General features: G+C 67.0%; 22 protein-coding genes, 6 tRNA genes and 1 riboswitch. Of the genes, 11 read left to right on the top strand and 17 right to left on the bottom strand.

The window, feature by feature from the left end:
* Positions 1-88: 88 nt before the first annotated feature.
* From ACV095_RS12370 to ACV095_RS12340, 7 genes are all read right to left on the bottom strand, one after another.
* Positions 89-1,423: an HRDC domain-containing protein gene (locus tag ACV095_RS12370; protein ID WP_144599647.1), complete on the bottom strand. Its 1,335-nt coding sequence runs from the start codon at positions 1,421-1,423 to the stop codon at positions 89-91.
* A 12-nt stretch (positions 1,424-1,435) separates the two neighbouring features.
* On the bottom strand, positions 1,436-2,128 hold the full coding sequence (locus ACV095_RS12365) for a DUF3000 domain-containing protein (RefSeq protein WP_478221996.1): 693 nt from the start codon (positions 2,126-2,128) through the stop codon (positions 1,436-1,438).
* Positions 2,129-2,186: 58 nt separating this feature from the next.
* Positions 2,187-3,284, bottom strand: a complete 1,098-nt coding sequence (locus tag ACV095_RS12360) for a threonine aldolase family protein (RefSeq protein ID WP_018770752.1) — start codon at positions 3,282-3,284, stop codon at positions 2,187-2,189.
* Positions 3,285-3,342: 58 nt separating this feature from the next.
* Complete coding sequence (locus tag ACV095_RS12355) at positions 3,343-4,089, bottom strand: SDR family NAD(P)-dependent oxidoreductase (protein WP_134164357.1); 747 nt, start codon at positions 4,087-4,089, stop codon at positions 3,343-3,345.
* Positions 4,086-5,453 carry a DUF6421 family protein gene (locus ACV095_RS12350; protein WP_018770754.1) on the bottom strand — a complete coding sequence of 456 codons (1,368 nt, stop codon included), beginning with the start codon at positions 5,451-5,453 and terminating at the stop codon, positions 4,086-4,088. Before ACV095_RS12350 ends, ACV095_RS12355 begins: the two co-directional genes overlap by 4 nt.
* A 171-nt stretch (positions 5,454-5,624) precedes the next feature.
* Positions 5,625-6,191: a peptide-methionine (R)-S-oxide reductase MsrB gene (msrB, locus tag ACV095_RS12345; protein WP_478221995.1), complete on the bottom strand. Its 567-nt coding sequence runs from the start codon at positions 6,189-6,191 to the stop codon at positions 5,625-5,627.
* Between the two features lie 14 nt (positions 6,192-6,205).
* Complete coding sequence (locus ACV095_RS12340) at positions 6,206-6,697, bottom strand: hypothetical protein (protein WP_478221994.1); 492 nt, start codon at positions 6,695-6,697, stop codon at positions 6,206-6,208.
* 170 nt (positions 6,698-6,867) lie between these two features.
* On the opposite strand from ACV095_RS12340, the gene ACV095_RS12335 reads away from it, so the two are divergent.
* Genes ACV095_RS12335 through ACV095_RS12320 form a run of 4 tightly spaced genes read left to right on the top strand, consistent with a single transcriptional unit; the run spans position 6,868 to position 12,500 of the window.
* Complete coding sequence (locus tag ACV095_RS12335) at positions 6,868-8,139, top strand: alpha/beta hydrolase family protein (RefSeq protein WP_056393651.1); 1,272 nt, start codon at positions 6,868-6,870, stop codon at positions 8,137-8,139.
* A 1-nt stretch (position 8,140) separates the two neighbouring features.
* Positions 8,141-9,781, top strand: a complete 1,641-nt coding sequence (locus tag ACV095_RS12330; protein ID WP_134164354.1) for a succinic semialdehyde dehydrogenase — start codon at positions 8,141-8,143, stop codon at positions 9,779-9,781.
* Position 9,782: 1 nt separating this feature from the next.
* Positions 9,783-10,661 (top strand): SDR family oxidoreductase, encoded by an 879-nt coding sequence (locus ACV095_RS12325; protein ID WP_018770759.1) that lies wholly within the window; start codon positions 9,783-9,785, stop codon positions 10,659-10,661.
* A 60-nt stretch (positions 10,662-10,721) separates the two neighbouring features.
* Positions 10,722-12,500, top strand: coding sequence for a multicopper oxidase family protein (locus ACV095_RS12320; protein WP_478221993.1), 1,779 nt, complete (start codon positions 10,722-10,724; stop codon positions 12,498-12,500).
* Between the two features lie 25 nt (positions 12,501-12,525).
* Here ACV095_RS12320 and ybaK read toward each other — a convergent pair whose 3' ends face one another.
* From ybaK to ACV095_RS12305, 3 genes are read right to left on the bottom strand one after another with little or no spacing between them, the layout of a single operon-like run.
* Complete coding sequence (gene ybaK, locus ACV095_RS12315) at positions 12,526-13,038, bottom strand: Cys-tRNA(Pro) deacylase (RefSeq protein WP_134164352.1); 513 nt, start codon at positions 13,036-13,038, stop codon at positions 12,526-12,528.
* A gap of 10 nt (positions 13,039-13,048) precedes the next feature.
* Positions 13,049-13,507 (bottom strand): SufE family protein, encoded by a 459-nt coding sequence (locus tag ACV095_RS12310; protein ID WP_056393656.1) that lies wholly within the window; start codon positions 13,505-13,507, stop codon positions 13,049-13,051.
* Positions 13,508-13,536: 29 nt separating this feature from the next.
* Positions 13,537-14,460 carry a sulfurtransferase gene (locus ACV095_RS12305; protein WP_478221992.1) on the bottom strand — a complete coding sequence of 308 codons (924 nt, stop codon included), beginning with the start codon at positions 14,458-14,460 and terminating at the stop codon, positions 13,537-13,539.
* A 215-nt stretch (positions 14,461-14,675) separates the two neighbouring features.
* Between ACV095_RS12305 and zapE the strand changes: the two genes are divergently transcribed.
* Positions 14,676-15,713 carry a cell division protein ZapE gene (zapE, locus tag ACV095_RS12300; protein WP_018770764.1) on the top strand — a complete coding sequence of 346 codons (1,038 nt, stop codon included), beginning with the start codon at positions 14,676-14,678 and terminating at the stop codon, positions 15,711-15,713.
* Here zapE and ACV095_RS12295 read toward each other — a convergent pair.
* The 7 genes from ACV095_RS12295 to ACV095_RS12265 all read right to left on the bottom strand — a co-directional run bounded on the left by ACV095_RS12295 (position 15,710) and on the right by ACV095_RS12265 (position 18,031).
* Positions 15,710-16,930: a benzoate/H(+) symporter BenE family transporter gene (locus tag ACV095_RS12295; protein WP_478221991.1), complete on the bottom strand. Its 1,221-nt coding sequence runs from the start codon at positions 16,928-16,930 to the stop codon at positions 15,710-15,712. The genes zapE and ACV095_RS12295 overlap by 4 nt on opposite strands.
* A 165-nt stretch (positions 16,931-17,095) precedes the next feature.
* A complete protein-coding gene (locus tag ACV095_RS12290) occupies positions 17,096-17,359 on the bottom strand; it encodes an antitoxin (RefSeq protein WP_026265999.1) in 264 nt (87 codons plus the stop codon).
* Positions 17,360-17,496: 137 nt separating this feature from the next.
* Positions 17,497-17,571: transfer RNA gene (locus ACV095_RS12285), tRNA-Val, on the bottom strand.
* A gap of 32 nt (positions 17,572-17,603) precedes the next feature.
* A tRNA-Gly gene (locus ACV095_RS12280) sits at positions 17,604-17,676 on the bottom strand.
* 54 nt (positions 17,677-17,730) lie between these two features.
* A tRNA-Val gene (locus ACV095_RS12275) sits at positions 17,731-17,802 on the bottom strand.
* A gap of 38 nt (positions 17,803-17,840) precedes the next feature.
* Positions 17,841-17,911: transfer RNA gene (locus ACV095_RS12270), tRNA-Cys, on the bottom strand.
* A 47-nt stretch (positions 17,912-17,958) separates the two neighbouring features.
* Positions 17,959-18,031 (bottom strand) — tRNA-Gly (locus ACV095_RS12265).
* Positions 18,032-18,359: 328 nt separating this feature from the next.
* On the opposite strand from ACV095_RS12265, the gene ACV095_RS12260 reads away from it, so the two are divergent.
* The 6 genes from ACV095_RS12260 to rpe all read left to right on the top strand — a co-directional run bounded on the left by ACV095_RS12260 (position 18,360) and on the right by rpe (position 23,393).
* Positions 18,360-18,431 (top strand) — tRNA-Val (locus ACV095_RS12260).
* A gap of 105 nt (positions 18,432-18,536) precedes the next feature.
* On the top strand, positions 18,537-19,397 hold the full coding sequence (locus ACV095_RS12255) for a PD-(D/E)XK nuclease family protein (RefSeq protein ID WP_018770767.1): 861 nt from the start codon (positions 18,537-18,539) through the stop codon (positions 19,395-19,397).
* Between the two features lie 77 nt (positions 19,398-19,474).
* Positions 19,475-20,077: a peptide deformylase gene (gene def / locus ACV095_RS12250; RefSeq protein WP_018770768.1), complete on the top strand. Its 603-nt coding sequence runs from the start codon at positions 19,475-19,477 to the stop codon at positions 20,075-20,077.
* Positions 20,074-20,994, top strand: coding sequence for a methionyl-tRNA formyltransferase (gene fmt, locus ACV095_RS12245; RefSeq protein ID WP_478221990.1), 921 nt, complete (start codon positions 20,074-20,076; stop codon positions 20,992-20,994). The genes def and fmt overlap by 4 nt, the downstream gene beginning before the upstream one ends.
* Positions 20,991-22,571 (top strand): RsmB/NOP family class I SAM-dependent RNA methyltransferase, encoded by a 1,581-nt coding sequence (locus ACV095_RS12240; RefSeq protein WP_478221989.1) that lies wholly within the window; start codon positions 20,991-20,993, stop codon positions 22,569-22,571. The genes fmt and ACV095_RS12240 overlap by 4 nt, the downstream gene beginning before the upstream one ends.
* 144 nt (positions 22,572-22,715) lie before the next feature.
* Positions 22,716-23,393, top strand: coding sequence for a ribulose-phosphate 3-epimerase (gene rpe / locus ACV095_RS12235; protein WP_018770771.1), 678 nt, complete (start codon positions 22,716-22,718; stop codon positions 23,391-23,393).
* A 39-nt stretch (positions 23,394-23,432) separates the two neighbouring features.
* Positions 23,433-23,581: riboswitch (FMN riboswitch) on the top strand.
* The last annotated feature ends 121 nt before the right edge of the window (positions 23,582-23,702 follow it).

The raw sequence follows: 23,702 nt of genomic DNA, 5'->3' as shown, positions 1-23,702 counted from the left end.
CGCATGCCGGAGTGCGGCACTCACCTGGCGTCGGTCACACCGATGTTACTCGCGAGTAACTTAGCCTGCAAGGGCTAACGCGAAAAGGTTATTGGCCGGCCGCCGCAGCGGCCTGTTTGGGTTCCTTGGGTGGAAGCGGCTGCGGGTCCAGGAAGGCGGCGGAGATCAGCGGAGCCGTGAGTTCCACCTGCCACGGGCGGGCGCCCAGGGTCCGCAATTCCGCGGAAATCGAGTCTTCAGTGACGTCCGCGGGCGGCCGCCAGGCCACGCGCCGGAGGTAGTCGGGCGTCAGGAGGTTCTCCAGCGGGAGGTTCAATTCCTCGGCTTTCGCCTGGAGCAGGGGCCGGGCCGTGGCCAGGCGGGCAGCGGCTTCCGGATCGCGGTCGGCCCAGACCCGCGGCGGCGGCGGGGCGTTGGTGGCCAGGTGCAGGGGTGGCAGGTCCTCCAGGTCCCGGGCGGCCGCGATGCAGCGCAGCCACCGCGGCGCTTCGCGCTGGGCAGCGCGCCCGTGGAACCCCTTGGTGGTGAGCAGCTGTGGGACGGTGGCGGGCATGGCCTTCGCCGCGGCGACGAGGGCCGAGTCGGGGAGCAGCCGGCCCGGTGCCACATCGCGTTTTTGCGCCAGCGAGTCGCGTTCCAGCCACAGTTCGCGGACTGCGGCCAGCTGGCGGCGGTCCCGGATCTGGTGCAGGCCCGAGGTCTTCCGCCACGGGTCAACGCGCGGGGGAGCGATGCCCGCTGCGAGGATTGCCGCAAATTCCTGCTGGGCGTACTCCAGTTTCCCGTCCGCCTCCAGCAGCTCGATAAGTTCCTCACGCAGTTCGGTCAGGACTTCCACGTCCAGGGCGGCATAGCGCAGCCAGGGCTCCGGCAGGGGCCGGGTGGACCAGTCGGCCGCGGAGTGTTCCTTGGCAAGCCCGAATCCCAGCAGCTGCTCGATGACGGCGGCCAGGCCTACCCGGGGCAGCCCGGCCAGGCGCGCGGCGAGTTCGGTGTCAAAGAGCTTGTCCGGCCACATCCCGAGCTCGGAAAGGCAGGGCAGGTCCTGGGTGGCGGCGTGCAGGATCCATTCGACGCCCCGCAGGGCGTCGTTGATGATGTCCAGGTTCTCGAACGGTTCGGGATCGATCAGCCAGGTTCCGGCGCCCTCGCGGCGGATCTGGACCAGGAAGGCGCGCTGTCCGTAGCGGAAACCTGATGCGCGCTCGGCGTCCACGCCGGCGGGTCCGGTGCCGGCGGCAATGGCCGCGGCACACCGCTCCAGGCCGGACGCAGTTTCGATGACCAGCGGAACGCCGTCCCGGGGGGAGTCAAGGTCGATGATTTCGGGGATGGGGCTGTCAAAGCCCTCCACCGTGATGTGGGATGCGGCAGCAGCAGCCGGGACGCCGGCCGTGGTGTTTTCCGGGATGTTTGGGGTCATGATGCCCCCAGTTTACCGGGCTGCCCCATAACCGTTCTGCTGGCTTCGCCGACGGGGTGGGAGTGCGGTGACGCCGTCGGGGAGCGGCGGCAGGCCGGCGAACGTGCACACCATGTCGGACCAGGCCTCAAGGTGGGCCTGGACATCGGAGGAAGCGGGCGTCCAGGAGGCGCGGAGTTCGATGTCGATGGACCCGGGCCGCCCGGCCAGTGTCCCGAAGCTTTCGGAGAGGACGCGGGTGGCGGTGCCGCCGGCGGCCCGGTATGCCGCCTTGTGGTTTTCCAACGCCTCCACCAGCCAGGTCCACGCCACGGTTCCCAGCATCTGGTCGTTGCCCATTTCCGGTTCCAGCTCTGCCCGGATGTAGGTGACAATCCGGAACTCGCCGTCCCAGACCGCCGAGCCATCCGGATCGTGCAGCAGGATGAAGCGTCCGGTGGCCAGCTCCGTTTCGTCCTCGTCCGCCGGTCCCGGGGCGGCCGTTCCGGATGCGGCGGCAAACGCAATGGCCGCAGGTCCGTGGACCGGCGTGGCCGGGGTTGCGGCGCCCGGTGCCATCACCTCTGCGCCCAGCGCGACGGCGAAGGGTGCCAGCCGCGCGGGGGCTGGGATCTCCGCGAGGCGAAGTTCCTTCCGGCAGCGGGCTTTCCTGAGGGTTCCCAAGGCGTGGAGAAAATCCGGGGGAACCTGGTCCAGTGCGTTCACCTTGGCAGATTACGGGGCGGGACGGGCCGGGGCAGGAAGGCTCGCCGTCGGCGGCCGCTCACCCGGCCTGGCCGGCGCGGTATTCCCGGAGCTCATGGCGGATCGCGGCAGCAAAGGTATCGACGTCCTCTTCCGTGGTGTCAAAGGAACACATCCACCGGACTTCCCCTTTCGCCTCATCCCAGTCGTAGAACCGGAAGGACTTCCGCAGACGGTCCGCCGTGCCGGGGGGAAGGATGGCGAAGACTCCGTTGGATTCGGTTTCCTGGGTGGGCCGGACGCCCTCAATGGTGTCGACGGCGGCACGCAGCCGGGTGGCCATGGCGTTGGCGTGTGCGGCCGAGCGCAGCCACAGGTCGCCTTCCAGCAGGGCGATGAACTGGGCGGACATGAAACGCATCTTGGAGGCCAGCTGCATGTCCATCTTGCGCAGGTAGACCAGGCCGTGGGCGGCTTCCGGGTTCAGTGCCACCACTACTTCGCCGAAGAGCAGCCCGTTCTTGGTGCCGCCGAAGGAGAGGATATCGACGCCGGCGTCCCGGGTGAAGGCGCGCAGGGGCACGCCCAGGTGGGCTGCCGCGTTGGCCAGCCGCGCCCCGTCCATGTGCAGCTTCATGCCCCTGGCGTGCGCGTGGTCGGCGATGGCACGGACTTCTTCCGGCGTGTAGCAGGTGCCCAGTTCCGTGGTCTGGGTGATGGAGACGGCGAGCGGCTGGGCTCGGTGCTCGTCACCCCAGCCCCAGGCCTCCCGGTCGATCAGTTCAGGAGTCAGTTTCCCGTCCGGCGTGGGCACGTGCAGGAGTTTGAGGCCGCCGATGCGTTCCGGTGCCCCGTTCTCGTCCATGTTGATGTGGGCGGTGGAGGCGCATACCACGGCACCCCAGCGGGGGAGCAGGGACTGCAGCGACAGGACGTTGGCGCCGGTGCCGTTGAAGACGGGGAAGCATTCGATGCCTGGGCCGAAGTGGTCAACCATCAGTTCCTGCAGCCGCGCGGTGTAGTCGTCTTCGCCGTAGGAGACCTGGTGTCCGCCATTGGCTGCGGCAAGGGCCGCCAGGACTTCCGGGTGGACCCCGGAGTAGTTGTCGGAGGCAAATCCGCGCACGTTGGGATCATGCAGCCGCAGCGCCGCACGGGTTTCTGCTGTGGTGGTCATAGGGTTGCTCACGCTTTCAGTTTAGGTACTGCCACGCCAGGCAAAGCCAGACAGGCGGTCAGTCCGCCAGCCGGAGCCGGGCGCCGTTGAGTTCGGCGGACGGAGTGGTGAAAAGCCGGACGACGGCGGCAGCCAGGTCAGTTACGTCCGTTGCCCCCGGGAATTTCCGCTCGGGATGGGCGCGGCGCAGGTCATCGTCCACCAGCGCCTTGACCACCAGGATGGTGGCGGCCGCCGGGCTCCCGCTGCTCCCTGAGGCCTGGCGGAAGCCATCGGCCATGGCCATGGTCCAGGTTTCCGCGGCGGCCTTCGCCGCCACGTAGCTGGCGACCGCTGCGGCGGGCTGATCCAGGGCAGTGGATGAAACCATCGCAAACCTTCCCGACGTGGAGGCGGCGATGTCGTCGAAAAAGACGCGTGACACGTTGCGCAGCGTGGTGATGGCGCCGCGTTCCAGGAAGTCCCAGTCGTCGTCGGACTGGTCCGCGATGCCCTTGGCCCCGCGCCAGCCGCCCACCAGGTGGATCACGCCGTCCACCGCCCCCAAGGCGCCGGTGACGTCGTCGCGAAGCCGCCGGACGTCCGCCAAAACCGCCAGGTCGCACGCAAATGGACTGACGCCGTCGCCCGCTTTCCGCGCTGCCTCCGTGATCCGGGCCTGGTCGGAGCCCGCCGTGGCCACCCGGTGCCCCGCGGCAGCCAGTGCCCGCGCCACGGCGATTCCCGACGCGCCGCTGCCGCCGGCCACCAGGACAGTGAGCGGCCGGGCGGAGGGCGCACCCCCGGCCGGACCGGCGCTGCTCACAGCGCGGAGCGGCCGGTGATCCCGGCGGTGGACTCAATGACGGGGCGCATCTTCTTCTCCAGTGCCTCGTAGAACATGGACAGCGGGAACTCGTCGTCCAGCACCTGGTCAGTGAGTCCGCGGGGCGTCCCCGCCAACGGCAGCGCGTCCGGGCCCTTGGCCCAGACGGAGGCGGGGTTGGGCGTGACGGTGGCCGAAACCAGCTGGTAGGCCGCCAGCCAGTGGGCGGTCTTGGGACGGTCAATGGACCGCCAGTAGAGTTCGTCGATGCTGGCACCCAGGGCGATCACGGCGTCCGCCACCTCATCCCAGTCGATGGTAAGCCGGGTATCCGTCCAGTGCAGCACGTGGTGCTGGTGCAGCCAGGCAAAGAGGAGCTGGCCGCCCAGGCCATCGTAGTTGCGGACCCGGCTGCCGGTGATGGCGAAGCGGAAAATGCGGTCGAAGATGATTGCGTACTGTACGAGCTTCGCGTGCCGCCGTGCGTCGGGGTCGGCGTCGTCGTCCCTTTCGATCCGCACCGATTCGCGGAAGGCCGTGAGGTCGCAGCGCAGTTCTTCCAGCGAATACAGGAAGTAGGGCATCCGCTGCTTGATCATGAACGGATCGAACGGCAGGTCCCCGCGCATATGCGTCCGGTCGTGGATCAGGTCCCACATCACGAAGGTGGCCTCGGTGAGGTCCTGGTCCGCGAGCAGTTCCGCGGCGGCCTCCGGCAGCTCCAGGGCCGTGATCTCCGCGGCGGCCTTCAGCACGCGGCGGAACCGGGCGGCTTCACGGTCGGCAAAGATGGCGCCCCATGTGAACGTGGGGGTCTGGCTGACGGCCACAGTCTCGGGGAAGAGAACGGCCGAGTTCGTGTCGTAGCCGGGAGTGAAGTCGACGAACCGGATGGGGACGAACAGCTTGTTCGAGTAGTCCCCGGCCTCCAGTCCGGCGATGAATTCGGGCCAGATGACCTCCACCAGCACAGCCTCCACCAGCCTGTTGCTGCTGCCGTTCTGGGTGTACATAGGGAACACCACAAGGTGCTGCAGCCCGTCGCGGCGGTGCTCCTGCGGCTGGAAGGCCAGGAGCGAGGAGAGGAAGTCGGGGACAGGAAAGCCGCCGGCGGCCCATGCCTCGAAGTCTTTGCAGGCGGCGTCCAGGTAGTCGGCGTCGTGCGGAAAGGCGGGGGCCAGGGCCCGGATGGCGGCCACAATGGCATCCACGTACTGCGCTGCCTCCCCGTGGTCCGCGGGGTTGGGGACGGACCCGTCCTGGACCTGGAGCGCCTGCAGTGCGGTGGCGGCGGCCTTGAGCCGGAGCCAGTCGTGGTCCTGTGCGGAAATCCCGGTGACGGCGGTGGTCAGGGTCTCTGTCATCGTCGGCTGCCTTTCTGGTTGCTTGCTTCTCCGGTGAGCGTAACAAGCAACCAGCAGGACTTATGCCAAAACAACTCATTAGTAAGAAATGCTTAGCCTCGATGGTTTCCGGGAAGGATCGAGACTGTCCCTCCGCTGTGGGATCAGTCCCGGAACGCTGCCCTCTCCGGTTCAGCTTTCCGGCGTACTGTCCCCGGCATCATCCCTGGCCACCAGCCGGAGTGACACCGAATTGATGCAGTAGCGCTGGTCGGTGGGCGTTCCATACCCCTCGCCCTCAAAGACGTGGCCCAGGTGCGAGTCGCACGACGCGCACCGCACCTCAATCCTTTCCATGCCCAGGGTCCTGTCGTGGATGTAGCGCACATTCCCCTCAGCCAGCGGAGCCCAGAAGGAAGGCCAGCCGCAGTGCGAGTCAAACTTTTCGTTGCTGGTGAACAGTTCGGCGCCACACGCCCGGCACTGATACACACCCTCTGTGTGGGTATCCCAGTACTCACCGGTGTAAGGGCGCTCGGTTCCGGCCTGCCGCAGCACGTGGTACTCCTCCGGCGTCAGTTCCTCCCGCCACTGTTCATCGCTCTTCCTGACGGCAGTTTCCGGGATGCCGGTGTCCTGCTGAGGGGTGTCCTGCCTGGCAGTGTCATGCCGGGCCGGGTCCTGCGTGGCATTGGCCGGTGCCCCGCCAACAACGCCTGCCGACTTGTTACCGAAGATGCTGTTTCCAAAGATGCTCATAGCATTCCCAACGCTCAGGAGTCGCCGATAAATCCCGAGCCCGCGTACAGGTGGAGCACAGGGACACCGAGCTGGTCCTGCGCCTTGTTGGCCCAGTCGGTGTGGAAGGTATCGGCCACGGCATGCGGCCTGGTGATCACCACGGCCTGCGCGGCGCCGGTTTCCCGGACCTTCGCCACAAGGCCGTCCACCGCCTTCCCCTCCACCACCTGGCCGGTCACACCCGAGCCCAGGCCCTCCAGCGCGGCAAGCGAGGTGGCGAGTGTTTCATCCGCGTGCGCCCGCTCGGCGGCGGCGTCCGGGTTGCGGCCGGCGAGTTCCCGGAATGCCTTGGCAACGTCCAGCATGGAGAGGTTTTCGAGGAAGTCCACGAGCAGGTGGCGCTCGGTGTTCGCAGGGACCAGGACCAGCAGCCGGCTGTCCGACCCATCCACCAGCCGTTCAATGTTCACGCGGTCGTCCGCGCCCAGGGGTTCTTCGGTCAGGATGATGATCGGATCACTCATGGCCTTAGCCTAGCGCCGCTCGGGGGCGCCCGCACCGCACTTGGAGAAAGTGCCGGAACACGACCGGAGAGCCGTGCGCCGCCGTGCCGTTCCTGCCCGGGAATGCGGGTATCGGCGGTAACGCCGGTAAGAATAGTCCCATGGCACCTTTCCGGCGAGCGCGCCCTGCAATGACTGCAACCACCAGGGATTCCGGCGGAATGTCGCCGGGGGCGAAGTGGGCCATCGGCGGAGCCGTCGCCGGCGGCTCCGTGGCCAGCCTGCTGGGCGCCGGTTCGTCCGCGCTCGCCGTGTACTTTGCCCGCCGCGTCATTACCCCGGCCCGGCAACGGGCAGCGGACAAGGAACTGCTGGCCGTAATCCGGGACGGGCAGAAGCAGCAGGTGATCCTGGCCGCCAATGACGACACCACCGTGGATGGGGTTTACGGATTCTTTTTCGACGGCGGCAAGGGCCACGCGCGGATCGGCCGCATCATCTCCTACTCGCCGGCCGAACGCACGGTCCTGCGCGAGGTCGAAGCCGTCTACAGCGGCGACCTGTCCACGGCCCGCTGGGGATGGTGGAGCGGCGCCACCTACCCTGACCCGGCCGCCGTCGGAATTCCTGCCGAGGACGTGCTGATACCCGTGGAGCGCGGGGAAGCGCCGGCCTGGCTGGTCCGGGCCAAGGGGACAGCCCGCACCTGGGCCATCATGGTGCACGGCCGCGGAGCCACCCGGCAGGAAGCGCTGCGGGCGGTGGGACCGGCACTGGAGTTGGGCCTGACCAGCCTGCTGGTGTCCTACCGCAACGACGGGCTGGCGCCGTCGGCCGATGACGGACGGTACGGCCTGGGCTCCACGGAGTGGCAGGACATCGAAGCCGCCATTGAGTATGCGCTGGCCGAGGGGGCCGAGGAAATTGTCCTGTTCGGCTGGTCCATGGGAGGGGCCATCTGCCTGCAGACCGCGGACCTTTCCCGGTACCGGCACCTGATCCGGGCCATGGTGCTTGACGCACCCGTGATCGACTGGGTCACCGTGTTGGCGCACCATGCACAGCTGAACCGGATTCCGTCGCTGGTGGGCCGCTACGGGCAGCTGATGCTGGGCCACCCGCTGGGGCGCCGCCTGACCGGCCTGTCGGCACCGGTGGACCTGAAGGTCATGGACTGGGTGTCCCGGGCCGTGGAGCTGCGGACACCCACGCTGATCATCCACAGCGTTGACGACGAGTACGTGCCCTACGGACCGTCCGCGCTCCTGGCCGAACGGAACCCGGAGATGGTCACGTTCGAGACGTTCAACCACGCACGGCACACCAAGGAATGGAATGTGGACCCCGAGCGCTGGGAACGGCTGGTTAAGGCCTGGCTCCGGCAGCAGCTCGCTCCGCGCCTCAACCCCGGCACGGGGCTCACCCCTGGAACGCTGGCCGGGCACACCGCTGCGGGGGCGTGACATGGCGGACCAACTCCACGAACAACAGCCCGGGACGGCGGCCTTGAGCGCGCGGGGCCGGGATCTCGCCGCGGGACTGTCAAGGCTGGTTGCGGCAGCACCGGGCGCCCCGACGCAGGCTTCGCACGCACCCTTTGACGGCACGCTTGTGGGCGAAGTGCCCCTGTGCAGCGCACCCGACGTTGATGCCGCCGTCGGAACTGCCCGCGTGGCGCAGCGGTACTGGGCAGGCGTTTCCGTCGAAGACCGTTGCCGGGTGATCCGGCGCTTCCGCCGGCTGGTGCTGGACCGGGAGCAGGACATCCTGGACCTGGTGCAGGCAGAGAGCGGCAAGTCCCGGCTGAGCGCCTTTGAGGAACTTGCGGACGTGGTCCTGACGGCGGACTACTACGCGCGCACCGCAGAACGGCACCTTGGGCCGCGCCGCCGGAAGGGCGCCGCCCCGGTCCTGACCCGCACCACCGAACACCGTCTTCCGAAGGGAGTGGTGGGGGTCATCAGCCCCTGGAACTACCCGCTGACCCTTGCGGTCTCGGACGCCGTCCCGGCCCTGCTGGCCGGGAACGGCATCGTCCTGAAGCCGGATTCGCAGACGCCCTTCACCGCCCTGCTGATGCTCAAACTGCTCCGGCAGGCGGGGCTTCCCGCAGGCCTGTTCCAAGTGGTCACAGGGCCCGGCACTGCAATTGGCCCTGCCTTGATCGCGCGGGTCGACTTTCTGATGTTCACCGGATCCTCGCAGACCGGCAAGACCGTGGCGCGGCAGTGCAGTGAGCGGCTGATCGGCTTCTCGGCCGAACTCGGCGGCAAGAACCCCATGCTGGTCCTGGCCGATGCGGATGTGGGCAAAGCCGCCGCCGGCGCGGTACACGCCTGTTTTTCCAACTCCGGACAGCTGTGCGTCAGCATCGAACGGATCTACGTGCACACTGACGTCCATGACAGCTTCCTGGCCGCCTTCGCGGCCGCGGTGAAAGGCATCCGCATGGCTCCCGGACCGGACTGGGACATTGGCATGGGATCCCTCATCAGCCCGGCGCAGCTGGAACGGGTTGACCGCCACGTCCAGGATGCGCTCGCCAAAGGCGCCCAACTGGTCACCGGCGGACGGCACCGGCCGGATCTGGGGCCGCTGTTCTACGAGCCAACGGTCCTGACGGGAGTCACGCAGGAGATGCTCCTTGCCAGGGAAGAGACCTTTGGGCCGGTGGTGGCCGTCTACCGCACAACGGACGACGACGAAGCCGTTGCCCTGGCCAACGATTCCGACTTCGGACTGAATGCCAGCGTCTGGTCGGCCCGGCGGGGCGAGGCAGTGGCCCGCAGGCTTCTGACGGGAACGGTCAATGTCAATGAAGGCTACGCAGCCACCTGGGCATCCCATGATGCACCGATCGGGGGCATGAAGGAGTCCGGCGCAGGCCGCCGCCACGGCCGGGAAGGCATCCTCAAGTACACCGAGCCGCAGACCATCGCCGTGCAGCGGCTGCTCCGTGTTGCACCCCTTCCCGGCATGTCCAACCGGACCTACGCACGGATCATGAAAGGGGCCATCAGGGTGATGGGCCGCGTACCCCGAAGCCGTCAAAGGACACTGCCCGTGGCGCCGGGACACGCGCCGCCAACATCGCAGGAGGACTGATATGCCCCAGGGAACCAGGCTTTCCGGCGCAACTGTGCTGATCACGGGAGGCGGCAGCGGGCTGGGCCGCCGCCTGGCGCTTGGAGCAGCCCGGCGCGGAAGCCGGGTGGTGATCTGGGATGTGGACGTCCAACGCGGCACGGCGGTGCGCGACGAGATCCGGGCTGCCGGCGGTTTGGCCGAAGCCCATGCCGTGGACGTCACGGACCGTGGGGGCGTGAAGGCCGCGGCGGCTGTTGCCGGACCCGTGGATATCCTGGTCAACAACGCCGGAGTGGTCAGCGGCCTGGCACTCCTCGACGCCACGGAAGAAGCCATCGAAAGGACCATGAAGGTCAACGTCATGGCCCTGTACTGGGTCACCCGCGGCTTCCTGGGCGGAATGGTAGACCGCCGGCGGGGAACCGTGGTCACCATTGCCAGTGCTGCAGCCCTGGTGGGCGTCGCCCGCCAGACAGACTATTCCGCCAGCAAGTTTGCCGCCTTCGGTTTCAACGAATCACTCCGTGCCGAGCTCCGCGCTGGAAAAATTGGTGTCAATACGCTGGCGGTGTGCCCTTATTACATCGACACGGGGATGTTCGACGGCGTCCGGACGCGCTGGCCCCTGCTTCTTCCCATCCTCCAGGAAGAGCAGGTGGCAACCAAGGTCCTGGATGCCATCGAAGCCGGGCGCCGAAAGCTGGTCCTGCCGCCCATCGTGAACCTGCTGCCGGCCCTGCGGGTCCTTCCGGTTGGCGTCTTCGACCGGGTCATGGATGTGCTGGGGGTCAACCAAACCATGGACCATTTCACCGGCCGGGCCGCGGGGCGGACTGGAGGGCATACCGGGGTGGCCCACCCCCTTACAGAGGGGACCCGTGACCCTATGACGGACTAAAGCACAGGTTTATCCTGCTGCCCAAGGGGGGATACCGCTGCGAAGAAATGGGGCCCCAAAATGCGCATTACAAGACGACAACTGCTGCAGGCCGGCGCTGTGGCCGGTGCAGGTGTTCTGACCCAGGCTTATGGATCCGGGGCCAGCCCGGGACTGGCGGCCCCTGTTTCCCCGCCCGGCACCTTTACGGAGCAGCTTCCCGCGCTCGCCGACCTGGGGGTTATCGACATGCGGTCCGGCGGCAACCTTGAGTTGTGGGCCCGCAACTCCCGCCACCGCTTCCAGGCCGAAATGGGCCTGACCGACACGCTGACGTACCAGGACGCTGCATCAACCAGGAGTTACCTGGGGCCGGTCATCATCGCCCGGAAGGGTACACCCCTGAGCCTCACAGTCCACAACGATATTGGGCGGCATCCCCTTGCCTTCGCCATCGACCCGGAACTGGTCCCGCCTGGCAGCAACGACGCCCGATCTCCCAGGACGGCTGTCCACCTCCACGGCGGCAACACTGCACCAACGTCCGACGGCGGCCCTGGACAGACTTTCCGGCCCGGCGCCTCGTACACCTACCACTATGGCAACAACCAGGATGCGGCCGGCCTCTGGTACCACGACCACGCGCTGGGCCTCACCCGCCTGAATGTCTACGCCGGGCTGGCCGGTGGCTACCTGCTCCGGGACACCCGCAGTACGGGCATCGACACCGGCGACGGGACACATCTTCCACCGCCGCCATATGAATTGCCGCTGGTCATCCAGGACCGCATGTTCAACCCGGACGGCTCGTTTGCCTACCCGCCCAACCCTGAACTAGTGGACGCAGACGGCGCAGCCCGGCCCTGGGCCCCTGAGTTCTTCGGCGATGTTGCCACGGTCAACGGAAAATGCCGGCCCAACCTGGACGTGGCCCGCGGCAAGTACCGCTTCCGGATGTTCAACGGCTCCAACGCGCGGTTCTACGACTTCAAGTTCATCGCGGACGGCACCGCAGTCACTTTCCACCAGATAGGGTCCGACGGCGGCCTGCTGGACGCCCCGGTCAGGCTCAACAGGCTGGTCATGGGACCCGGTGAGCGGGCAGACATTGTGGTGGACTTCGCCGGGCTGAAGGCAGGTTCGAAGGTGGTCCTGGCCAACAGTGCCCGGGTGCCCTTCCCGAACGGGCCGGAATCTGTCCAGCGCGGCGCCATCCCGCTCCCACAAATCATGCAGTTCACTGTCCTCTCCGAGCCCGGCTATACGGTGCCGCTGCCGGCCCAGCTGCGGTCCGAGCCTCTCACCCGGCTCGTGGAACTGCCCACCGTGGCCACCAGGTCCATGGCATTGGTGGAAGTGGCGAACGCCGATGACGTTCCCATCATGGCGCTGCTGAACAACAGGATGTTCGACAGCCCCGACATTACGGTGGTGAAGCAAGACACACTGGAACAGTGGGAACTCATCAACACCACCGTGGACGCCCACCCGATCCACCTTCACTTCACCCAGTTCCAGGTGCTCAACCGGCAAAAGTTCGATGCCGACTCCTACCTTGAGGCCACGGACTACGTAGACCCCAAAACCGGACTCGTCACGCCCGGAAGGGGGTGCGCTGTACCGGTCAAGCCCTTCCTGATCGGCCGTCCCAAGGCCGCGCCGGCCAATGAACAGGGATGGAAGGACACCGTGGTGGCGATGCCTGGCGAAGTGACGCGGATCCGCGTCCCCTTCGGTGCGGCCGCGGCAGGGGGAGCCCCATTGGCCATCGGCTCATCCTTCACGGGTGAATACGTCTGGCACTGCCACATCCTGGAGCACGAGGACAACGACATGATGCAGCGGTACGTCATCGAGTAGCCAGGGGCTCCCAGCCCCTGCACTGCTATGGACGGGAGTTGCCCGCAGCCGGCGAACCGATGGGCGCCGCAACAGCTTCCGTCAGCCGGATGAGGTCGGCCGGAGCTAGCTCGATGTCCAGGCCGCGGCGCCCCCCAGACACCAGCATCGTCTCCAGCCGCAACGCGGAGGAGTCCAGGACCGTGGGGGAGGGCTGGCGCTGGCCGATCGGGGAGATGCCGCCCAGCACATAGCCTGTGCGCCGCTGGGCCGCTGCGGGATCAGCCATGGCAGCCTTCTTGGCTCCGAGCGCGGCAGCCATTGCCTTCAGGTCGAGGGTTCCGCTGACAGGTACGATGCCCACGGCCAGCCGGCCCTCCACGTCCACCATCAACGTCTTGAAGACGCGGGACGGATCAATGCCGAGGGCCTCGGCGGCCTCGGTGCCATAGCTCGCGGCCGCCGGATCGTGGGTGTAGGGGCGGAGCACAAAGGGAACCCCGGCCGCGGTCAAAGCCGCTGTGGCCGGGGTTCCCTGGGAGCCGTTCCTGCGTGCCATGGAGGCGGGGTCAGGCGACCTTGGCGGCGGCGGCCACCTTGCGCTTGATCCTTCCCAGCATGGCGGTCATGCCCCTCATGCGCAGCGGGGTGATGGCCCGGGTGAGCCCCAGCAGCTCCGGCATGTCGTCCGGCACGGACAGGATCTCCTCCGCGGACAGGCCGTCCAGTCCCTCGTGCAGGACGCCGGCAAAACCCCGGGTGGTGGGAGCCTCAGCCGGGGCCTTGAAGTACAGCCGCACGGCGCCGGCGGGACCGGCGTCGTTCTTCTCTGTCTCGATGGTGAGGAACAGCGGCGACTGGCACTCCACCACCTGCTCCAGGAGTTCGGGGTGGTCCTTGAGCCGGTCGGGGAGCTCCGGCAGTCCTTCGGAGAACTCCAGCAGCAGCTGCAGCCTCTCGGGTTCGGACAGGGCCTGGAAGTCGTCCACGATCGCCGCCAGGGCGGAAGGCAAAGCTTGAGTAGTCATCGTTCCAAGTCTACGCGGGTGGTCCTGCGTCAGGCTCCGACGGCGACGGGAACGGAACCACGCTCGGCGCCCTTGACGATCGGCACCCGCACGGCGTTACCCCACTCGGTCCACGATCCGTCGTAGTTGCGGACGGAATCAAAGCCCAGGAGGTACTTCAGGGCGAACCAGGTGTGGCTGGACCGCTCGCCGATGCGGCAGTACGCCACGACGTCGTCACCCTCGGACAGCCCGGCTTCGCCCAGGTAGATGGCCTCCAGTTCCTCCCTGCTGCGGAAGGTGCCGTCAGCTGCGGCGGCACGGGCCCAGGGAATGGATGCCGCAGTGGGGATGTGGCCGCCGCGGAGGGCGCCCTCCTCCGGGTAGGCAGGCATGTGGGTGCGCTGGCCGGTGTATTCCTCGGGGGAGCGGACGTCGATGAGGGGCTTGCCCAGGTGAGCCAGGACGTCGTCCTTGAAGGCGCGGATCGGGGCGTCGTCGCGCTCAACTACCGGGTAGCTGCCCCGGGCGGGGGCAGGCCGGTCCTTGGTCAGCTCGCGGCCTTCGGCGATCCATTTGTCCCGGCCGCCGTCAAGCAGCCGGACATCCTGGTGGCCAAAGAGCGTGAAGACCCAGAGCGCGTATGCGGCCCACCAGTTGGACTTGTCGCCATAGATGACCACGGTGCTGTCCCGGGAGATGCCCTTGGACGCCGCCAGCTCAGCGAAGGCCGCGCCGTCAATGTAGTCGCGGGACACTTCGTCGTTCAGGTCGGTGTGCCAGTCGATCTTGACGGCACCGGGGATATGGCCGGTCTCGTACAGCAGCACGTCCTCGTCGGACTCCACCACCACCAGCCCACCATTGGCCACCGCGCCGTCCTTGATGGCAGCCTCGAGCCACTCCGTGGAAACGAGCCGCTCCGGGTGGGCGTAGGCTGCGAACTTCTCATTCTGTTCAACCGGGTAGGGCATGGCTTGGCCTTTCAGTAAGAGCACGGGAAACCGTGGAACATGCATTGGAACCTGTTCCCACCCTAGCCAGCGCCCATGACGTTGTCCGTATTCCGTTAATAGGACGAAATGTTGCCTTCGTCACGCCCTCGGTCGGGAGGGAGGCAACCAGCCCGGGTCCGGTCCGCATTGCCGGTATCCTTTCTGGGGACCAACCACCAGCAGAACGGACCACCTTGGTACAGATCGAACAGCTTGCCGCCCGCACTCCGGCAGTTTCGGTGGACGAACTCCTCAAGGGCTTCTACCCATCGCCGCGGTTCGGGGAGGTCTCCTTTGCGAGCTACCGCCCGGACCCCAAGCAGCCCAGCCAGGCCGCCGCCGTGCGCGAACTGGAAGGGTTTGCCGACGGCGTGGGGTCGGGCAACGGAGGCGGGCTGTTCAAGAAGCTGTTCGGCAAAAAGGACGATTCCCGTGCCGGCATCTACCTTGACGGCGGGTTTGGCGTGGGCAAGACCCACCTGCTCGCTTCGCTGTGGCATGCCTCGCCGGGCCCCAAGGCTTTCGGCACGTTCGTGGAGTACACCAACCTCGTGGGCGCCCTGTCCTTCCGCAAGACCGTTGACGCCCTGAGCAGCTACAAGCTGGTCTGCATCGACGAATTCGAACTCGACGATCCCGGCGACACCGTCCTGATGTCCCGGCTCATGCGGGAACTGGCCGACGCCGGCGTCAAGCTCGCCGCCACGTCCAACACTTTGCCGGGTTCCCTGGGTGACGGCCGCTTTGCCGCAGTAGACTTCCAGCGCGAAATCCAGGTCCTGGCGGACCAGTTCGAGGTCATCCGCATCGACGGCGAGGACTTCCGCCACCGCGGCCTCCCCGCCGCACCGGCCCCGCTGAGAAACAGCGAACTTAACGCCCACATGAAGGCGGAGTTCGACGGCAAGACGGTTGCCCAGGACGAATTCTCCACCCTCATCCACCACCTGGCCGGTGTCCACCCCAGCCGCTACCGCCAACTGATTGACGGCATTGACGGCGTGGTGTGGCGCAACGTGGAAACCATCAAGGAGCAGGCTGTGGCGCTGCGGTTCGTGGTCTTGGCGGACCGGCTCTACGACAAGGACGTTCCCATCCTGGCCAGCGGCGTCCCCTTCGACCAGCTGTTCACCGAGGAAATGATGACCGGCGGGTACATGAAGAAATACTTCCGCGCCGTGTCCCGCCTGACCGCCCTGGCGCGTGAAGGGCAGAACCACGAACCGTCCTAAGAGGCGGTCCCGCTGCGCCGTGGCTGCAGCACCCACCGCACCGCCAGCCCGGCAATGAGCGCCCAGAACGCGGAACCGATTCCGGCAAATGCCAGGCCTGAGGCCGCCATCAGGAACGTGACGGCCGGGGCGATGCGGTCTTCCGTGTCCGCCAGGGCAGCCGAAATCGCCGACGCAAGGGTTCCCAGCAGGGCCAACCCGGCCACTGCTTCGAGCATCCCGGCCGGCGCCAGGTTCACCACCGCCACCAAGGCAGCGGAAAAAGCGGCAAGCACCAGGTAGGCCAGCCCGGAGGTGAAGCCGGCAACCCACCGCCTGCTCCGGTCCCCGCCTGCTTCCCCGCCCGCGGCCAGCGCCGCGCTGAGCGCTGCAAGATTGATGGCGTGGCCGCCGAAGGGAGCCCCCGCAACAGTCCCCGCTCCCGTGACCAGCATCGCCGGCCGCCACGGAGTGTCATATCCGAATGACCGCAGGACAGCCACCCCGGGAACGTTCTGCGACGCCATGGTCACCACGAACAAGGGGACGGCGATGCCCACCAGGGCCTGCAGGCTGAACGCCGGCGTGGTCCAGGCGAGTGCGGGCATAAGGCCTCCCGCATCCACCGGCGTCCCGGCGGACGCCAGGGAAATTCCGATCACGCCCAGGGCCATGAGCAAAGCCGCGGGCACCGCCCACCGCGGAGCGAACTTCATCATCACCAGCCAGCACAGGATCACCGGCGCCACAAAACCGGGAACCGTGCCCAGGGCTTTGAAGGGGGCCACGCAAAGCTGGAGCAGGACCCCCGCCAGCATCGCCTGCGCCAGCGGGGACGGAATCCGCGCCATCAACCTGCCAAGCGCCGGCACCATGCCGGTCAGCGCCAACAGCAGGCCTGTCGCCAGGAAGGCGCCGACGGCGGCCGGCCACCCGCCGTCGGGCATTCCCGCTGCAGCCAGCAGCGCCGCACCCGGCGTCGACCAGGCCAGTGTCACCGGAACCCGGGAGCGCCAGGCGAGGACCAGGACGCCCAGCCCGACGGCGAGGGTCAGCGCCAGCAGGCCGGACGCGGCCTGGGTGGAATCGGCGCCCACCGCCTTGAGGCCGGCGAGGACTACGGCAAAGGACGAGGTAAAGCCCACCAGGGCGGTAACGATCCCGGCGACAACGGGCCGGGAGTCGAACCGCGGCAGTCCGGCCTTGGTTGTCCTGGAGGGTGCGGGGGAGTTGGGCATACCCGGCAGGTTACCGGCGCGGGTTTGGGAACCGGCAATCGGGGCTGCCAAAGGCAGACTGGCCGGGCAGCCGAGGGCATCTTTAAACGCCAAAGGCGCGGGCGCCGCCTCGCGGCGGGACCCGCGCCCCGTTGACGTGCTGGGGCAAGGCCCCGGCCAAATCCTTTACGGAGCCCTGTCCACCGGCGGAACCGGATTTTCAGGAGCTGCCGGGGGAACCTGTCCGGGGGCAGGTGCCTGGCCCGGGGTTCCGTTCTTGTCAATGAGCTTGGAAGCGCCATCCTGGATCTTGTCGACGTGGCCTGCGTACTTGCCGCCGGTCTTCGTGTCGACGAAATCGCCGGCCTTGCTGATGCCGTCCTTGATGGCCTGCTCGTTGCCGCGGATGAGACCCTGAGCCTTGCCCTTTAGATCGTCAATCAAACCCACGAGCACCTCCCTTCTGTCGCGGAGCCAGGTCGCTCCTCGCGCCTTCGATCCTATCCGGGCGTGAAAGGTGTGCCAAGGGAATTCGCCTGCAGCGGATTGGGAATACGAAAAAAGCAGCTCCGCAGAGCTGCTTTACATGGTGGGCGATACTGGGATCGAACCAGTGACCTCTTCCGTGTCAGGGAAGCGCGCTACCGCTGCGCCAATCGCCCCGAACCGGAAGACCGGCTGTGGGATGTAAGAGAGCGGACGACGAGATTCGAACTCGCGACATCCACCTTGGCAAGGTGGTGCTCTACCAGCTGAGCTACGTCCGCGTGTGCAGGATGGACCGGTAAACCGGTGGTACTGCGGGCAAGTTGCCTTGCCAGTGGGCGATACTGGGATCGAACCAGTGACCTCTTCCGTGTCAGGGAAGCGCGCTACCGCTGCGCCAATCGCCCATTGCATCCGAAGGATCCGGAAACCATGGTTTTCACCGAGGTGGGTACGGGATTCGAACCCGTGTATACGGCTTTGCAGGCCGCTGCCTCGCCTCTCGGCCAACCCACCGTGTTAGCGTCAATTCCGAAGAACCTTTGCTGTGACAGTGTCCTGCGAGCGGACGACGAGATTCGAACTCGCGACATCCACCTTGGCAAGGTGGTGCTCTACCAGCTGAGCTACGTCCGCATTTTGGAGGGTTGATTCCCTGCCGTTTCCGGCATTTCCTCGCGTTCCAACGAGTAAAAACAATATCGGAGGTTCCGGGATTCTCCAAATCGCTCCGGCCCTGCGCCCATTGTGTGCCTCCAGATCGCTGTAATCACGCGGATTTTGCGAGTTACAGGTGTGTAATTTCCGACGGCGGCAGGGGCGCCCGGGGGCGGCAGGCTGTGTCCCGCCGGTCTGCTTTCGAGGATTCCCGGCCAGGCAGAGGCGGCGGCGCGGTACCGGTCAGCGGGGTGTGTTGTTCGATTTTTGAAATAGGGCAGAGGTGGGCTAGCATTCAAATGCATCGGGGCGATTGGCGCAGTGGTAGCGCGCTTCGTTCACACCGAAGAGGTCACTGGTTCGAACCCAGTATCGCCCACCGCAGAGGCCCGTTTCCGCTCATCAGCAGCGGAGACGGGCCTTTTTCATGTGCAGCGCCTGCCTCCCGGAGCTTTTGTCGGCCCCCTGTGAAAGAGTCTTTTGTATGACTGATCCGCTTCTCGCCCACGCCACCGAATACGGCCGGATGTACGCACGGTCAACGTCTGAGCAGTTTTCCGTACCTTCCATCACCACGGTTATCAGCCAGCAGCCGCATGGCCTTGATGGCTGGTTCGGTTACATGGGTGCCAGCAGCCTGGCCAATGATCCGCTGCTGTCGGACTGCCTGGGCAGCCCGGCCAAAATCAAGCAGGCCATCAACCGTGCGGCCAAGGCTGCGGAAACCTATCGTGATGATGCCGCCCGGCGCGGGGACCGCGTCCACAATTACTGCGAGCAGGTGGCGTTGCGCGCGCTGGGACGTCCCCACGCCATGAAGGAGGCCCGTGAGGCGTTGGCCGCCAACGGGGAGGAAGCGTTCGCGGTCCGCTTCGACGAGTGGTGGGAGCTCTTCCAGGTGGAGCCCATCGCCCCCGAGATCACGGTCTGGAACAACACCGTGGGCTACGCCGGCACCCTTGACCTTGTGGCCCGGATCAACGGACGCATTTGCCTGATCGACTACAAGACCAAGGGCACAACGCGCGACGGCCTGGTCAAACCGCTGGACGACAAAGTAGTGATGCAGCTGGTGGCCGGCATGAAGGCGGAGGAAAGCCTGGTGGATGCGGAGGCGGGAACCTGGGAGCCCTGGAAGTACGGCGAAAACCCGGTCCTGCTGGCCGTCGCCATCGGGGAGACGGAGGTCCGGCCCGTCCGTGCCAACCCCGAAGTCCTCAAGCACCACTGGTGGAAATTCTGCGCCTTGCGCCGGGTCTGGGAACTGTCGGCGGACACCATCAGTGCAGGCACCGCGCTGCTGCCCATCGCACCCCCGCCGCTGGCACAGGCCCGTACCGCCTAAGCGCCGGATGGACCCGGAGAGACTGCACCTAAACTGGATAGGTTCCCTTTGCCGCCAACCGTGAGGACAAAAAGCGCATGGCTATTCTGAATATCCGCATCATCGGTGATCCTGTGCTGCGCACAGTTGCCGATCCCGTGACGGAATTCGGACCCGAGCTTGCCAAACTGGTGGCCGACATGACCGAAACCATGGAGGACGTGGACGGTGCAGGGCTTGCCGCCCCGCAGGTCGGCGTCAGCAAGCGCGTCTTCACCTACCGCATCGACGGTGTGGAAGGGCACATCATCAATCCGGTCCTGGAGAACAGCGGGGACTACCAGCCGGACCAGGTGGAAGGCTGCCTTTCCATTCCGGGCCTCGGTTTCCCTGTCCGCCGCTTCCGCGCCACCCGGGTCACCGGCGTGGACATGCATGGACACCCGGTGTCCATCGACGGGGAGGGCATGCTGGCACGCTGCTTCCAGCACGAAAATGACCACCTGGACGGCATCCTCTACACCGACCGCCTCGAAGGCGAAGACCGGAAGGCTGCCTTGCGGTCCATCCGCAACGCCAATTACGACGCCGTCGCCGGGCGGACCACAGCCAAGCGCGCCAAGAACGTGGGATCGAGTTTCGGCGGTGCCGGCTTTGGCCAAACCAGCACCCCCGGCTCCAGCTTTGGCGGAGCAGGGTGAGGGTCCTCTTCGCGGGGACGCCCGCCGTCGCCGTGCCATCCCTGGACGCCCTCGTCAATGCCGGCTTCAACGTGGTCGCGGTCCTGACCCGTCCCGATGCCCCGGTAGGCCGCAAACGCGTACTGACGCCGTCGCCGGTGGCACAACGGGCCGGGGAACTGGGCATTGATGTCATCCGTGCCGCCCGGGTCGACGCCGACGCCGTCGCCGCCATCGCCGCAGCGCAGCCGGACGTCGCGGCCATCGTTGCTTATGGCGGACTGGTCCCCCCTGCGGCCCTGGGCATACCGGCGCACGGCTGGGTCAATCTGCATTTCTCCCTGCTGCCGGCCTGGCGAGGCGCGGCACCGGTCCAGCGGTCCGTCATTGCCGGAGACGATGTCACAGGTGCCGTGACCTTCCAGCTTGAAGAGGGACTCGACACCGGTCCTGTTTTTGGCACCCTCACCGAGGCGGTCAGGCCCCAGGACACGGCAGGAGACCTGCTTGAGCGGCTGTCCCACAGCGGTGCCGTCCTGCTGGCGCAGACACTGTCCGCCATCGAGGCCGGAAAAGCGTCGCCGCAGCCGCAGGCCGGAGAGGTCTCCCTGGCACCCAAGCTGACTCTGGAGGACGGACACCTTAACTGGTCCCACCCGGCCCTTGCCATCAACAGGCAGGCCCGCGGAGTCACCCCTGAGCCCGGCGCCTGGACCCTGCTGGACGGGCAGCGGGTCAAGCTCGAACCTGTCCGGCTCCGGCCGGATATTTCAGGACTTGCCCCTGGCTCAGTGGCATTGCAGGGGAAAGCCGTGTTGGTGGGAACAGGTTCACACGCCGTGGAACTCACCCGGGTCCAGCCCGCTGGGAAAAAGATGATGGCTGCAGCCGACTGGGCACGCGGCATGGCTTCACTGGAGGGTGTGGTGTTCGAATGAGCGTGTCCGGCGGTAATACAGGTGGACGGAACACGGGCGGACCAAACACCGGCGGAGGGGGAAGCGCCGGAGGAGGCGGCCGCGGCAAGGGCGGACCCCGGGATGCCAGCAGAAGGGATGCCAAAGGGCGGGAACGCAACCGCGGGCCGCAGCGGAACTTCACCGGGCAGGCGCCGTCGCAGCGGACCAGGCGCGCCGATCCAGCCCGCCTGGTGGCCTTCGAAGTGCTGCGTGCCGTGGCTGAGGAGGACGCCTACGCCAACCTCGTGCTGCCCGCGCGGATCCGGCACCACCGGCTGGACAAACGCGACGCCGGATTCGCCACGGAACTAAGCTACGGAGCCCTGCGCGGCCAAGGCACCTACGACGCCATCCTGGCGCGGTGCGTGGACCGGCCCCTGGCCCAGCTTGACCCCGCCGTCCTCGACGCCCTCCGTATCGGCGCCCACCAGCTGCTGGCCATGCGGGTCCCCGCGCACGCCGCACTGGACCAGACGGTTGGACTTGCCCGTGCCCTCATCGGGGCGGGACCCTCCGCGCTGATCAATGCCGTCCTCCGCAAGGTCACTGCCCACCCCCTTGAGGAATGGCTGGACCTGCTGGTGGAGGGCGAAACCGACGAGACGAAGATTGCCTCGCTCAGGTACGCCCACCCCGAATGGATTGTCCGGGCAATGCGCCAGTCGCTCGTGGCCCATGGCCGGCCCGCAGCCGAGATCAACGACCTGCTCGAAGCGGACAACGCCGCCCCTGTGGTCAACCTTGTGGCCCTGCCGGGGCTGGGCAGCCTCGACGAAGCGCTGGAAAACGGTGCCACCCCCGGGGAACTGGTGGAAGGCTCCGCGCTCTCCAGCGGCGGTGACCTGGGGCGGTTGGCATCCGTACGCGCCGGTACCCTCCGGGTGCAGGATGTCGGTTCCCAGCTGGTGGCCAGGGCCCTGGCCTCGGTGAGTATCGGCCAGGCGGCCGATGGTGCCGGTGAAGCGTGGCTCGACCTCTGCGCAGGCCCGGGTGGAAAGGCGGCACTCCTTGGTGCCCTTGCGCACCAGCGGGGGGCCACGCTTCTTGCGAACGAGCCCGCCCCGCACCGCGCAAAGCTTGTCAGCCAGGCACTGTCCGCCGTACCGCAGGACAGCTGGCAGGTCCGGACCGGCGACGGCCGGGATGTAGGCGCCGAACAGCCGGGGCAATACTCCCGTGTCCTGGTGGACGTTCCCTGCACCGGCCTGGGGGCACTTCGGCGCAGGCCCGAGTCCCGGTGGCGTCGCTCGCCCAAGGACATTGCAGACCTGGGCCCACTGCAGCGCGAGCTGCTGAACTCTGCCCTGGCCGCGGTTCGGCCCGGGGGAGTGGTGGCCTACGTGACGTGTTCACCGCACCCGGCAGAGACCACAGCTGTTGTGGCCGACGTGCTCCGGAAGCGCGGCGACCTGGAACTCCTCGATGCCGGCGCCGCACTTGACGCAGTCAGCCTCACTGGAAGCCTTGGCGCCGGCCATGAACTGACCGCGCAGCTCTGGCCCCACATCCACCACACCGATGCCATGTTCCTGGCCCTGATACAGAAAAAATCCTGACAGGAGAAGAAACCCTGACAGGCAAAGAAACCTGATCAGGAAGAATTCCCGGCTTCCCGACCTGCGGCTACCAGCCCCGCCCGCTCCCTGCAGCGGGCTGGAACTTCCCTGCGACCAACGCACGTTCATCCGAAAGGCAACCCTGTGACGCAATGCTGCATCAACCCGAGCATCCTCTCCGCCGACTTCGTCAACCTTGAGGCCGAACTGCGGCGGATCAGCAACGCCGACGCCGTGCACGTGGACGTCATGGACAACCACTTCGTCCCCAACCTGACCATCGGGCTGCCGGTGGTGCAGCGGATCCAGGCCGTCAGCCCGGTTCCACTCGACGCCCACCTGATGATTGCCGACGCGGACCGCTGGGCGCCCGGGTTCGCCGACGCAGGCCTGGCATCGGTCACGTTCCACGCCGAGGCATCCATTGCGCCCATCAAGCTGGCGCGGGAACTGCGCAGCAGGGGGGCCAAAGCGGGCATGGCGCTTCGCCCGGCCACCCCCGTGGAGCCGTACCTCGACATGCTGCCGGAACTGGACATGCTGCTCATCATGACAGTGGAACCGGGCTTTGGCGGCCAGGCGTTCCTGGACGTCACGCTCCCCAAAATCCGCCGGGCCCGCGAAGCCGTGGAAGGCTCCGGGCTGGGAGTAGCCATCCAGGTGGACGGCGGGATCACCGAGGAAACCATCACCCGCGCCGCCGAGGCCGGCGCCAACGTCTTTGTGGCGGGCTCTGCCGTCTACGGCGCCGATGACCCCGCCGCAGCCATCGACCTGCTGCGCCACAAGGGCAGCCGGACATTACGCGGGGCGACGGAATAACCGGGTGCCCCTGCCGGTTGTGGCACAATAACAACACACATACGTGCTCCGGGGTCGGTGTAAGTCCGAACCGGCGGTGACAGTCCGCGACCCGCGAGCCGGCTTCCTCCCAGGAGGATTCCGGCGGACGGTTGAACCGGTGGAATTCCGGTACCGACAGTTAAAGTCTGGATGAGAGAAGCACGTACAGCTGTATCAGTGGGCCCGTTGGGTCCGCAACGTTCTGCTGTCGTATCCCCGGAGCCATCGCGGTTCGACAGGGAAGGAACGACACGCATGAACCCCCAGCGATGGCTCTTAACCGCCGAA

The sequence above is a fragment of the Arthrobacter sp. JDC6 genome (genome assembly GCF_056484025.1).
This window is presented reverse-complemented; position numbering and strand designations above follow the sequence as displayed.

What these genes read in the sequence shown, in the direction of transcription:
- ACV095_RS12370 (WP_144599647.1), bottom strand. Translation starts at nt 1,423, where the DNA reads ATGACCCCAAACATCCCGGAAAACACCACGGCCGGCGTCCCGGCTGCT.
- ACV095_RS12360 (WP_018770752.1), bottom strand. Translation starts at nt 3,284, where the DNA reads ATGACCACCACAGCAGAAACCCGTGCGGCGCTGCGGCTGCATGATCCC.
- ACV095_RS12350 (WP_018770754.1), bottom strand. Translation starts at nt 5,453, where the DNA reads ATGACAGAGACCCTGACCACCGCCGTCACCGGGATTTCCGCACAGGAC.
- msrB (WP_478221995.1), bottom strand. Translation starts at nt 6,191, where the DNA reads ATGAGCATCTTTGGAAACAGCATCTTCGGTAACAAGTCGGCAGGCGTT.
- ACV095_RS12340 (WP_478221994.1), bottom strand. Translation starts at nt 6,697, where the DNA reads ATGAGTGATCCGATCATCATCCTGACCGAAGAACCCCTGGGCGCGGAC.
- ACV095_RS12335 (WP_056393651.1), top strand. Translation starts at nt 6,868, where the DNA reads ATGACTGCAACCACCAGGGATTCCGGCGGAATGTCGCCGGGGGCGAAG.
- ACV095_RS12330 (WP_134164354.1), top strand. Translation starts at nt 8,141, where the DNA reads ATGGCGGACCAACTCCACGAACAACAGCCCGGGACGGCGGCCTTGAGC.
- ACV095_RS12325 (WP_018770759.1), top strand. Translation starts at nt 9,783, where the DNA reads ATGCCCCAGGGAACCAGGCTTTCCGGCGCAACTGTGCTGATCACGGGA.
- ACV095_RS12320 (WP_478221993.1), top strand. Translation starts at nt 10,722, where the DNA reads ATGCGCATTACAAGACGACAACTGCTGCAGGCCGGCGCTGTGGCCGGT.
- ybaK (WP_134164352.1), bottom strand. Translation starts at nt 13,038, where the DNA reads ATGGCACGCAGGAACGGCTCCCAGGGAACCCCGGCCACAGCGGCTTTG.
- ACV095_RS12310 (WP_056393656.1), bottom strand. Translation starts at nt 13,507, where the DNA reads ATGACTACTCAAGCTTTGCCTTCCGCCCTGGCGGCGATCGTGGACGAC.
- ACV095_RS12305 (WP_478221992.1), bottom strand. Translation starts at nt 14,460, where the DNA reads ATGCCCTACCCGGTTGAACAGAATGAGAAGTTCGCAGCCTACGCCCAC.
- ACV095_RS12295 (WP_478221991.1), bottom strand. Translation starts at nt 16,930, where the DNA reads ATGCCCAACTCCCCCGCACCCTCCAGGACAACCAAGGCCGGACTGCCG.
- ACV095_RS12255 (WP_018770767.1), top strand. Translation starts at nt 18,537, where the DNA reads ATGACTGATCCGCTTCTCGCCCACGCCACCGAATACGGCCGGATGTAC.
- def (WP_018770768.1), top strand. Translation starts at nt 19,475, where the DNA reads ATGGCTATTCTGAATATCCGCATCATCGGTGATCCTGTGCTGCGCACA.
- ACV095_RS12240 (WP_478221989.1), top strand. Translation starts at nt 20,991, where the DNA reads ATGAGCGTGTCCGGCGGTAATACAGGTGGACGGAACACGGGCGGACCA.